General features: G+C 43.4%; 10 protein-coding genes and 1 pseudogene. 4 read left to right on the top strand and 7 right to left on the bottom strand.

All coding sequences use genetic code 11. The features are described from left to right. Positions 1–611 precede the first annotated feature (611 nt). Positions 612–812, bottom strand: a pseudogene (locus tag H6F98_RS29710) (hypothetical protein); the annotation flags it as partial. Between the two features lie 285 nt (positions 813–1,097). Between H6F98_RS29710 and mtnA the strand changes: the two are divergent. Further along, positions 1,098–2,159, top strand: coding sequence for an S-methyl-5-thioribose-1-phosphate isomerase (gene mtnA, locus H6F98_RS29705; RefSeq protein WP_192222339.1), 1,062 nt, complete (start codon positions 1,098–1,100; stop codon positions 2,157–2,159). Positions 2,160–2,166: 7 nt separating this feature from the next. On the opposite strand, the gene H6F98_RS29700 is transcribed toward mtnA, so the two are convergent. Beyond that, complete coding sequence (locus tag H6F98_RS29700) at positions 2,167–3,357, bottom strand: glycosyltransferase (RefSeq protein ID WP_242058762.1); 1,191 nt, start codon at positions 3,355–3,357, stop codon at positions 2,167–2,169. 132 nt (positions 3,358–3,489) lie between these two features. Between H6F98_RS29700 and H6F98_RS29695 the strand changes: the two genes are divergently transcribed. Beyond that, the gene (locus H6F98_RS29695) at positions 3,490–4,773 is read left to right on the top strand and encodes a glycoside hydrolase family 140 protein (RefSeq protein WP_192222338.1); all 1,284 of its coding nucleotides are present in this window, start codon (positions 3,490–3,492) and stop codon (positions 4,771–4,773) included. A 69-nt stretch (positions 4,774–4,842) separates the two neighbouring features. Here H6F98_RS29695 and H6F98_RS29690 read toward each other — a convergent pair whose 3' ends face one another. Then, positions 4,843–6,207: an NB-ARC domain-containing protein gene (locus tag H6F98_RS29690; RefSeq protein ID WP_192222337.1), complete on the bottom strand. Its 1,365-nt coding sequence runs from the start codon at positions 6,205–6,207 to the stop codon at positions 4,843–4,845. 329 nt (positions 6,208–6,536) lie between these two features. Here H6F98_RS29690 and H6F98_RS29685 point away from each other — a divergent pair, with 329 nt between their 5' ends. After that, positions 6,537–6,797, top strand: a complete 261-nt coding sequence (locus H6F98_RS29685) for a hypothetical protein (RefSeq protein ID WP_192222336.1) — start codon at positions 6,537–6,539, stop codon at positions 6,795–6,797. Between the two features lie 1,184 nt (positions 6,798–7,981). Here H6F98_RS29685 and H6F98_RS29680 read toward each other — a convergent pair. The 3 genes from H6F98_RS29680 to H6F98_RS29670 form a co-directional block, all read right to left on the bottom strand. Then, positions 7,982–8,182 (bottom strand): type II toxin-antitoxin system VapB family antitoxin, encoded by a 201-nt coding sequence (locus tag H6F98_RS29680; RefSeq protein WP_192222335.1) that lies wholly within the window; start codon positions 8,180–8,182, stop codon positions 7,982–7,984. Positions 8,183–8,319: 137 nt separating this feature from the next. Then, positions 8,320–8,589, bottom strand: a complete 270-nt coding sequence (locus H6F98_RS29675; protein WP_192222334.1) for a type II toxin-antitoxin system RelE/ParE family toxin — start codon at positions 8,587–8,589, stop codon at positions 8,320–8,322. 5 nt (positions 8,590–8,594) lie between these two features. After that, positions 8,595–8,816: a hypothetical protein gene (locus H6F98_RS29670; RefSeq protein ID WP_192222333.1), complete on the bottom strand. Its 222-nt coding sequence runs from the start codon at positions 8,814–8,816 to the stop codon at positions 8,595–8,597. Between the two features lie 168 nt (positions 8,817–8,984). On the opposite strand from H6F98_RS29670, the gene H6F98_RS29665 reads away from it, so the two are divergent. Further along, complete coding sequence (locus H6F98_RS29665; protein WP_192222332.1) at positions 8,985–9,416, top strand: nucleoside deaminase; 432 nt, start codon at positions 8,985–8,987, stop codon at positions 9,414–9,416. Positions 9,417–9,446: 30 nt separating this feature from the next. Here the strand turns inward: H6F98_RS29665 and H6F98_RS29660 are convergent, their stop codons facing one another. Beyond that, positions 9,447–10,838 (bottom strand): cytochrome P450, encoded by a 1,392-nt coding sequence (locus H6F98_RS29660; RefSeq protein ID WP_192222331.1) that lies wholly within the window; start codon positions 10,836–10,838, stop codon positions 9,447–9,449. Positions 10,839–10,904: the final 66 nt, after the last annotated feature.

Raw genomic sequence — 10,904 nt, 5'->3', positions numbered from 1 at the left:
AGAGGTTACTTCGTTCCGAATGACCATACTATGTACCTTTAGAGTGATGCTATTCGCCGGGTTTTTCGAGAGTGCTTACTGGTCAGGGTCGAAACTGCCAGTCTCATATCCTTTGCCTTTTGGCTTCAGCGCATATAGCCTTATTTCGCTGATTACACTTGACGACGATTCATTCACATCTTTAAGCCGAGGCTTTACTCATGGATACTTTTGCTCGATGGGTACCAAATTAGGCTTTCAGTAGAGCCACCTTTCATCCCCGCTTTACGGATTGATGGCTAGTCGCTACCGTAGGGGAAGTGCTTTCACCGCTGCACCTGCGGGGTAGGTTTCTCACCTACATGGTCATTCAGTTGTCAAGGTTCATTACCTTGCGGCTAATCCCCCTAATCCTTGTTAGGATTGGTTTCTAGCCAACGAATCGCACTCAGCCATAGCGTCTTCAAAGGTCACGACCTCGGCACGAGAGCGCATGAATCTGTTAGCATTCGTTTTTTCAATCAAAGCATCTTCTTTCATGTTGTCTCCCTCACTATGTTTTTAGTTTTCTGCATAGTGTGATCGCACCTTTGAAGGTGTTTGATTGGTAAAAAGCGATCGCCTTTTGCCCGTCATCCTATCTCATCAATCCAGCTTTGAATGGCACTGAGTAAATTTGGCTGATTGGGTGGAAAGCCTTTCAGGGGTGCTTCAAGGGGTGCTTCAGTAATCCAAGCGATATCCAGCACATCTGTGAGTTTGCGGCAGAAGGTGACTTGTGCCTGATTGGGTTGGCACTTGTCCAGAATCAAAGCCAAGTTCTGTTTTTGTAGCTGCTTTTTGAGTTAGGGAATGAGTCGCTTGAGTTGAGGGGCGTTGCTGACTTCTGGAATGTCTAGCTCATACTCTTAAACACGAAATCCGTGGTGTCCTTGACTCCATTGAGGATGTCATTCGCGTTGCGTGATTCGGCTTGTAGGGGCCTATCGTCATACGCCCTAACTTGGCTCTCAGCATTGCGATCGCCTTTAAGAGGGATTTTCTACCGAGGGCTACATCTGTGCGTTAAAGTAGGCAAAAGTTGTCAAAGTTTTTGGTTAATTACTATTTTCAAGGCTATGAATCTCCCTACAACTCAGGTTTATCCCGTTATCTGGCATGAAGGTCGCGTTCTCCTGATTGACCAAAACCGCTTACCACTGGAGTATGCCCTTGTTGAAATCAGCTTAGTCAAGGATATGGCACGGGCGATTAAAACCATGATTGTCCGAGGCGCACCTGCAATTGGTGTTGCGGCTGCCTATGGAATGTACTTAGGAGCGAGGGAAATTGAGACGGATAATCGAGACGAGTTTTTGGCACAGCTAGAGGACGTTGCCCAGATGTTGCGCCAAACTCGCCCAACAGCCGTGAATTTATTTTGGGCGATCTCACGAATGCTCAAAACTGCCTATGAGACGCTGGGTTCAGTCGAGCAGATTCAAGCCTCGTTACTAACAACGGCTCAAGCGATTCAGGTTGAAGACTTACAAACGTGTCAGGCAATAGGTGATCGCGGTTTGGAAGTGTTGCCCTCTACCCCGCATAAGTTATGCATTTTGACTCACTGCAATACGGGGGCGCTAGCTACAGCCGGATATGGCACTGCTTTAGGTGTCGTGCGTTCCGCGTGGCGGGATGGACGACTGGCGCGAGTCTACGCCGACGAAACCCGTCCTCGCTTGCAAGGGGCAAGACTGACATCCTGGGAATGTGTACAAGAAGGTATCCCCGTTACCGTGATTACCGACAGCATGGCAGCTCATTGTATGAAACAGGGGCTAATTGATGCGGTTATCGTTGGTGCCGATCGCATCGCTGCCAATGGCGACACAGCGAACAAAATTGGCACCTATAGTTTAGCGATCGTTGCGAAAGCGCATGATGTCCCGTTCTTCGTCGCGGCACCTCTATCTACCATTGATTTTGAATTGCCTAGCGGTAGTCTAATCCCGATTGAAGAGCGTCACCCCTCGGAAATCTATCAAATTGGCGACACGGTGACTTGCCCTCCTGGAGTGGAGTTTTATAACCCAGCCTTTGACGTTACACCAGCCGAGTTCATCACTGGCATTATTACTGAGCGGGGTGTAGTTGCACCAAGCCAATTGCAACAGCTTCAGCTTAAGCAACCCGCTTAGAAATTGGTTAAACCTGAAAGCCCATCTCTTTTAGTCCCTGACGGAGGCGTTGGGCTTCAGGAGGATTATGCACCTCATGGAGAGCAATCGCTTTTTTAAAGGCTGATAAGCTCTCCGGTACTTTACCGACTTTCAGCCAAACCACCCCTAAGTTTTGGTAAGCATCGGCGTATTCTGGGTTGAGCTTAATCGCTTGCTGATAGGATGCGATCGCGTCTTCCAGTTGCCCCAATGCTTTTAATGTCATACCTAAGTTATTATGTCCGGCGGCAAAACTAGGGTCAATTTTTACAGTCCTTTCATACACAGTTTTCGCAGCAGGTAACTCACCAGCCTTCAACAGCAGGTTGCCCAAATTATTGTAAGCTCCGATTTTCAATTGCGGTAAAATCGGCTGTTGGATTGCCGCTTGATAATGCATCACGGCTGAGTTGAGATTAGATGTATGGGTGTAAGCATTGCCCAGATGATAGTGCAGTTCAAATAATACTGGAGGGTCTAACGGCTTTTCACTTAAGCCACGCTCCAAAAGTTCAATGCCTTCCTGCAACTGATTCAACTGAACATAAAGCGCCCCCAGTTTACTGCATACATAGGGGTCATTTGGATTATCCTCTAGAAAGCCTTCCATTGCTAGTCGCGCTCTAGTGGATTTATCTAAAGATGCGATCGCTTCTGGTTGGTAACCGTAATGCTCAATTGCCACTGTAGACAAAGAAACGACTTGCCAATCGGGTTCTCGCTGCAACAACGATTGCACACTATCGTCCACCATTGCATGATAAGGGCGGGAAAAGTAAACATCTGGGTGATAGCGAAATAGACGTGAAACTAAGGAATAAGGAGATTGAGACGCGCCTACTTCTTGGCGTACCAGATTAATTACAAGGTTGCGCTTACCTTTCATTGCCTGCTTAATCTCTGGCACAATCTTTGGCGTTAGTACTTCATCCGCATCCAATACCAACACCCATTTTCCTTGCACATACTTGAGAGCATAGTTTCGAGCAGCCGAGAAATCATTGCACCACTCAAAGTGATACACTTTAGCCCCAAACTCTTTAGCAATTTCAACTGTTCTGTCAGTAGAACCTGTATCCAGGATTACCATCTCATCCACAACATCTTTGACACTACTCAAGCATTTCGGCAAAGACGCTTCCTCGTTTTTAACAATCATGCACAGGCTTAGATTCATCGACCAATACTCATTTATTGCTTTCCAAATATACTATTTTTAGTAACTTGAATTGATATATTTTACTCTTAGATAGCCCATGCTTTAACATTGCAAACAACCAACAACCAATAACAAACAACCAGCCATCTTATGACTTTACGAGTTTCAGATAATCAGCGATTTTTGGTAAGAACTAGTGATGGGCAACCTTTCTTATGGTTAGGGGATACAGCTTGGGAACTGTTTCATCGTTTAACACGAGAAGAAGCGAGTAGCTATCTAGAAAACAGACGAGAAAAAGGTTTTACAGTTATTCAAGCCGTTGCTGTAGCTGAACTAGATGGTTTAAACACACCAAATGCCTATGGTACTTGTCCCTTCTACAAGAATAATCTCACAACACCCAATGATGAGTATTTTCAACACGTTGATTATGTTGTTGATGCAGCAGAGAAACTAGGATTATGGATTGGATTTCTGCCAACTTGGGGAAGCTATGTAGTGAGTGGTGTAATAAATGAAGGTAATGCTAGAACCTACGGTCACTATCTGGGTAATCGATATAAAAATCGAACTAATATTATCTGGATTTTAGGAGGCGATCGCAATCCTGGAGGCAAGGAAAAAGTTTGGCGCGAAATGGTGGCTGGATTAGCAGAAGGCGACGGAGGAAAATTCCTCATGACTTATCACCCAGTCGGTGGTTCTACCTCATCAACCTTTTTCCATAATGAAGAATGGTTAGATTTTAATATGTTGCAGTCAGGGCATAGCGCTATTGATTTACCTAACTACACGACTGTTTGTTCTGATTATGCTAAAAGTCCAGCTAAACCAACTCTAGATGGAGAATCACGCTACGAAGATCATCCGATTAACTGGAATCCAGGCAATGGATATTTCCGTGATTATGATGTGCGTCAAGCGGCTTATTGGGCCTTATTTGCAGGTGCTTTTGGTCATACCTATGGACATCATAGTATTTGGCAAATGTGGGCACCTGGACGTAAAGGAATTAGTTCTCCACAGTGTTATTGGTATGATGCTTTAAATCGACCGGGTGCGGCTAATATAATTCATATTCGGAATCTCTTACTATCTCGCCCTTTCTTAAGTCGAGTTCCTGATCAATCCATTATTAGTAGCAACCCAGGAACAGGAGCAAATCACTCTTCAGCAACACGCGGCGATGGCTATTTATTTATCTATGCTTCTACAGGACAAAATTTTACGATTCACCTGGGTAAAATTTCTGGGACTCATCTAAAAGCTTGGTGGTATGACCCACGTAATGGTGACAGTATTTTTATTGGAGAATACGCTAATAGTTGTACTGGCGATTTTGAACCACCAGGCACACAAGGGAGAGGAAATGATTGGGTTTTAGTTGTAGATGATGCCTCAAAAAACTTCTCTCCTCCTGGTAAAATATAACTAGCAAAGTTAGCTGGAGTACTAAGGAAAACTCACAACCATTTCTAACTTAGATACCAAAACGATGAGTTATAACCCTTTGATATACTGCTTCAGCACAAGTGGCAGATCGTAAAAGCTTTCTTTTTGTTCTATCAAGCAGCGACGCGATAAAGATTGCAGCGCATTTAGTAAATCTGACGCTGGCATTGTTCCCTTTTCTATCAATTTTGCCAGGTTGACGGGTTCGCTTTCTTTAGCCAACAGGGAGATAACTTGTTTTTCTATTTCGGATAAGCGATCGCATTGCTGCTGTAAAACATCTTTCAAATCTTCTGGCAACAATACAGTATCGTCTGGTAGTAACTCAGTCACGCTTCCTCCTAACTCTTGAATAAGAGTCACCACGCTTTTTAACCATAATGGGTTGCCTTGGTAGCGCTGAATCAGTGCGTCCCATTTATCGATTTCTTCTAACCCATTATCTCTGAGTATTTTCCGTCCGCCTGCGATATCTAAGCCTGTGAGTTGTAAGGTGCGAATGGGAGTATTTTGGCTTTTGACATGAGTCACTTCTCTCGGTTGTTCCCAACCGATTAACAGAAAGCAACTTTGATGGGATAACTTTTCTATTTGTTTGGAAAAGGAGCGATAGTCTTCATATCCTGGTTTATACTTTCCTACCAATTCACCGCTACTGAAAAGGTTATGAACGTCATCTAAGACTACTAAACAGCGATGCTTTTGCAAATACTTAATCAGCGGTAACTTTTTTGGGTTAGTTGCAGGTGAATCTAGATTTTCTGACTGCAAGAAAAACTGTATCAGTTTATCTTGAATTTCAGCTAGGGTGGGGGATGTCTCTAGACTGCACCAAATGACGTACTCAAACTCATCTTTTATTTGTTGTACGAGTTGCACTGCTAATGTTGTTTTGCCGATGCCGCTGATGCCAGTGAGGGCTATTAGGCGACAGTGTTCTTGTAAAATCAAGGTTGTGAGGGTGTCGAGTTCGGGAATGCGATTATAAAAAATACCTAGCTCTGGCATCTCGCATAAATCTTGATACGATATTTTAGTTTGTTTTGAGTTAGATGTTTCCTCATCATGTGAGTTCGGTACATCTAGCGAATGTTTACTTTCTCCACAGATGTTAAAACTACCGCTCACGTTTTGTGCAAAGTTTAAAACATTAGAGTTTTGCGATCTCTCCATTGCTGCTCTAAAATTCGATTTACTGATCTCTTCCCCTAACTCTTCTGAAAGTATCCGCCATAATTCCGAACCAACTTCCCTAACACGACTTTCAGAACAGTCAAAATCCTTAGCTATCTGCTTATATTTATCTCGTTGTAAAGTTCCCCGGAGTACCGCTTCTTGTAAATCATCAAGGTGTTGAGCTGTTTTGGCAAATACTATCTCGTCAGCGAGTTTTAACACTTCTTCAAGATTCATCAAGATAGGAAGATGGGAGCATTCTGTATATTATAGTTTACATTTTCCAGGTTTTTAGTACATCTTTGTACAAAACTAGATTAAAAAGAGTGAAAGCGGGGAAATTGGGCGGCAAAATTGAACATTTTTTGACTAGCCAAAGCTCTGATTTATCAACAATCATGGAAAAAGTATTAAACCGTCAATTTAGGGATTAAACGTTTGCCGTTTTATACCCTGTCATGGTGTGTTAGACCACAACTGCGGTCTAATTAAGAGTTAGGCTGCAATGAAGTTTTGGGTACTTTCGTGTAATAGATAGTTTGGCTACACAGCCAGGAGAACCAAAGATGAGTGGAAATTGGCAAGCTGTTGGTGATGATGTTCACGAATGGCAGCAGGAAACAGGGCCTAAATCGGATGGCACGCTTACTGTATCTGTGCGTCCTATTGGACAATCAACGCGATATCCTCATGTAAACTTTGATTACGATCCTAATACTGGTGATTTGAGATACAACCATAGTTCCTTCAGTAAAAGGAAGAGTTCTGGTATGCGAGAAGTCGTTCAAACAGCCGTAGCCTATTTGAAGGGTATAGGTGCTTTGTAGCGTTGCACAAGCTTTCGCAGAGTAGCTGCATAACACAGCGTTGAAGAGGATGGACGAGAAACGTTGACGTTGAGTTCAATGTTACTTACCGCCGCTAAGCTTTGTCGAACATTGGCGAAAGGAGATTGCAGAGTTTGAGAGACAACTAAGTGAACTAGAGTAAGAGGCAAGACTTGCTACAGATAAGGGACTTCCAAGAAATAAATTATCCAAGCTGTGCAGCTAACTCAGACTTGGCAGCTAGAGTATTGGGCATTTTTTTATTTGGAAGTCCCTAATTGAAACAGTAGGACGCTCACTTTAAGCCTTATGAGAAGCTAAGAAAATTTAGCTAGAAATAGTAAGATTAATAATACTATTTCCTACTACTAACTCGAACATCTACTGTTTAAATCACTTCAAATAGATAATTGACCTTAGCTTTAGGAGGAACAGATGGCAATTGATAAAGACTTATTTTCATCCAATAACTTTCAATCAACTATCATAGGATATTGTAATCAAGTTGGCTTGAACATTTCTGACATCAACCCGAACAGAGCTATCTTAAAATTTAAGGCGAGATCAGGAAGTACACAAACAATATTTATCTTGAGATACGACACAACTTTAGAGTTTTCGTGTCCAAGTGGGTTAAAGTTTGACAGCTTCAACTATATTCCACATCAACTTTCATCATTTCTTCTTAAAGAGAACAGTAGATATAAAATTGGGTTTTGGTGTGTTGAAGAAATTGGTAATAGGCTAGTTTTTTTCAATAATGCACAATGCTGAAATAACTTTAATTGATGTGAGTTATTTTATTGATATTGTTAAAACTTTAGTGGACAGATGTGATGAATTTGAGGAATCAGCAGAGCAAGCAATAAGGAGAGTGTAAAGCGCTGTAATATCAAATTTGCTTATAATTGACTAATATTAATCCTTACATCATCAAGGTTTAAAGGTCAGCAAAAAGAGTCTAGCTGGTAGGTTAGGTTTCTTTTCATCAACCCAACCTCTCTTCTCACTCACAATCTTATCCATTTCCACCATTCCAAGGTGATGACTAGACGGATAGCGATTGCCCTACCATTAAAGAAAGAGCAATTCCCTATGGAATAGCTACAATCAACCGCACCTCCTACAATTACCTTTTGAGAGATGCTTGTACAGCGACAAAATAGAAGTATCAACAACAACATTCATATTTTTTGTCGCTGTTGCTTGTAGTTATACTCTTCCTCATAGTCAATAGTACCGAACAATTCCAATACTTTCAGTTGTTTACGACGTTGGATGTACTCGCGTAAAGCTGCTTCGATCAATGCAGTAGCTGTTGGATGGTTACTCAAAGCAAGGGCTTCTTGAAGCAGAGTTTCGTCTATTTGGAGGGGAGTTACCATGTGTTTTCCTCCTGAACGCTAATAGGTGTAATCTTAGCTTTATGGTAAGCGATCGCAAAGAACACAATTACCAAGCATTGCAATGCTTGTATTCTTTGCGATCACGTTTTTCCTTTACAAATCTTGATTTCAAATACTTACGGAAAATAACGATAAAATTCCCGACGATGTAGAACACGCATCACTTCCATAACATCTCCGTTAACCTCTATTCCAACACGATAATCACCGATGCGGATGCGATGACGATTAGTGTAACCTCGCATGGCTTTAATACCAGAAATCTCCTGTAAAGTGTTGATTTCCGACAGCGTTGTAAATGCCAGTTCGTAGATGCGTTGGTATGATGTCGAACTCTTCAGTTGCTTCAGATCTTTCAGAAAAGCCTTACGGTATTGAACTTCCAAGCTAATTATTCCTCAAGATAAGCTAAGGCTTCGGAGCGAGTTAACTTAGGAGTATTAACAGCTTCATCCATTGCTTTGTTCAGGCAATAGTCTTCTACCGCTTCTTGAAGTTCTTCATCTGACGCTTCTTCAGGAGGTATAGGTAGCAGTTGCCGCCATAAGTCAATAGGAATCACTACTGCGATCGCATCTCCGTCTTTGTTCGTAAGATATTCAATATTTAGCATTGTTTCGATATCTTATCCATTTCCACTATTTTAATGTGATCGCACCTAGCGCCAAATACCAGGCAGTGTGATGATTGTACGAGTAGCGATCGCTCCCCCAAACTTGCGAGAGTAAAAAGCGCTTCCCAAGGCAGTATTGTAAAACGTATGTGTTGAGGAGAAGGTGTTATGGATGATTTCATGGAAGCTGCGATCGCCGAAGCGCAACAGGGACTGAGTGAAGGAGGGATTCCCATTGGTTCAGTCATTATCAAAGATGGGCAAATTGTTGGTAGAGGACACAATAAGCGTGTCCAAGACAATGACCCGGTTACTCATGCCGAGATTGACTGCCTACGCAACGCTGGCAGAATCGGCAATTACAAAGGGACAACGCTTTATTCTACCTTGATGCCCTGCTACCTCTGCGCGGGTGCCGTTGTTCAATTTGGCATTAAAACAGTCATCGTTGGTGAGTCTGTAACTTTTACTGGAGCAAAGGAATTTATGGAATCCCACGGTGTTGAAGTTATTGATTTAAACCTAGATGAATGTAAGCAACTGATGAGCGATTTCATCCAGAACAACCCAACGCTATGGAATGAAGATATAGGAAACTAAACAGCCTGCCTGTCTTTTGGGTTACAAATTCTATGACTTGCTCTTTTCTGAGAGCGAAACAAGGGTATTTTGGCGCTGACGCTGGTTGATGACCATTCGCATATTACCGGGAGGAGCAATAGTGAACCCACGGCGGGCAGGCTTGATGGGACGGCTATCTGCCAGCGTTAGGTTGTACCGAGACAGAATGGTGGCTAGTACCAACTTCATTTCATACTGGGCAAAAGCCATCCCGATACAGAGACGATTTCCGCCACCAAAAGGTAGATACTCGTAGGGTGAAAATTGCCTTTCTAGGAAGCGCTCAGGTTTAAATCGCTTAGGTTCCGGGTATATATCCTCTCGATGATGGGTCAAATAAATAGAGATTAGCAGGTTTGTCCCAGGCTCGAACTGGTACCCCATTATCTCCATCGGTGCTTTCAAAGTTCGAGGGAAGGGATTGATTGCGATTGGGTAGATACGCAGTGTCTCTTGACAAACGGCACTGAGATAGGGAAGTCGGGCAATGGTAGTTGGGTCGGTATCGGGAGAGAGGGTATCGAGTTCGCTCAAAAGGCGATCGCGTACCTCTGGTAAATAGTCAGTCCAGTACAAAGCCCATGCTAAGGCGGAAGCCGTAGTCTCATGACCTGCAAATAGCAGTGTCAGCAGTTCATCCCGTAACTCCTCATCCGTCATCGGCTGACCCGCTTCGTCACGAGCAGACAATAGCAAGCTGAGGATATCATCACCACAAGGATCGGCTTGCTCTCGACGTTGCTGAATTTCGTCGTAGAGGAGTTGGTTAATTTGCTGCTTTTGGCGAAGAAAGCGTCCCCAAGGACTCCAAGAGCCTAAATCCTTCTGGAGTGACGGAAAAAACAGGAAGCTGGAGGTCAAGGGAGAGCCAATCACATCCAATAGTGAAGAGAGGAGTTGCCTGAGTTGGTCGAAACGCTGTCCCTTGTCCAGTCCAAAAACAGCACTAAGGATTACTCGTAGAGAAATCTCTTGCATCGCTGAGCGAACGTAGAAAGCTTCGCCAATCTTCCACTGACTTATTACTTGTTCGGTAATGTCACAGATCAGCTTGCCGTAGGCTCGCATCCGTTCTCCATGAAAAGGGGGCATCAATAGCCGTCGCTGGCGCTGATGCTTCCTGCCGTCGAGTAATATCAGTGAGTTTTCTCCCAGCAAAAACTGGAGGGGTTTGTTTGCACGACCGCTCTCAAACCGATCTGGGTCAGCCGTCAAGATTTGCCGAATCGCCTCCGGGTTACTTACATATACGAGTGGGGTTGAGGTGTTTTTCCCCAAGGCGAAGGTGTCACCATAACGCTGGGCACGCTCCTCTAGTACGTCCAAGGGGTGAAAAATCCACTGGAGCGTCCGTAGTATCCGTAAATAGCGTGGAGTTGTTGGACCATCAAGCAGTTTCATTAAAGCTTCTCTTCCAGAATTTACTTTTTATTCTCGCTGCATATAAGACGAGATCGCGTTTTAGGA

Origin of the sequence: Microcoleus sp. FACHB-SPT15, assembly GCF_014849525.1 — a bacterium.
In the GTDB taxonomy this organism is placed as follows: domain Bacteria; phylum Cyanobacteriota; class Cyanobacteriia; order Cyanobacteriales; family Coleofasciculaceae; genus Symplocastrum; species Symplocastrum torsivum.
This window is presented reverse-complemented; position numbering and strand designations above follow the sequence as displayed.

Bases quoted from the DNA above. Each gene is read 5' to 3' on its own strand.
- H6F98_RS29695 (WP_192222338.1), top strand. From the start codon at position 3,490: ATGACTTTACGAGTTTCAGATAATCAGCGATTTTTGGTAAGAACTAGT.
- H6F98_RS29660 (WP_192222331.1), bottom strand. From the start codon at position 10,838: ATGAAACTGCTTGATGGTCCAACAACTCCACGCTATTTACGGATACTA.
- H6F98_RS29670 (WP_192222333.1), bottom strand. From the start codon at position 8,816: ATGCTAAATATTGAATATCTTACGAACAAAGACGGAGATGCGATCGCA.
- H6F98_RS29685 (WP_192222336.1), top strand. From the start codon at position 6,537: ATGAGTGGAAATTGGCAAGCTGTTGGTGATGATGTTCACGAATGGCAG.
- H6F98_RS29700 (WP_242058762.1), bottom strand. From the start codon at position 3,357: ATGAATCTAAGCCTGTGCATGATTGTTAAAAACGAGGAAGCGTCTTTG.
- H6F98_RS29690 (WP_192222337.1), bottom strand. From the start codon at position 6,207: ATGAATCTTGAAGAAGTGTTAAAACTCGCTGACGAGATAGTATTTGCC.
- H6F98_RS29665 (WP_192222332.1), top strand. From the start codon at position 8,985: ATGGATGATTTCATGGAAGCTGCGATCGCCGAAGCGCAACAGGGACTG.
- H6F98_RS29680 (WP_192222335.1), bottom strand. From the start codon at position 8,182: ATGGTAACTCCCCTCCAAATAGACGAAACTCTGCTTCAAGAAGCCCTT.
- mtnA (WP_192222339.1), top strand. From the start codon at position 1,098: ATGAATCTCCCTACAACTCAGGTTTATCCCGTTATCTGGCATGAAGGT.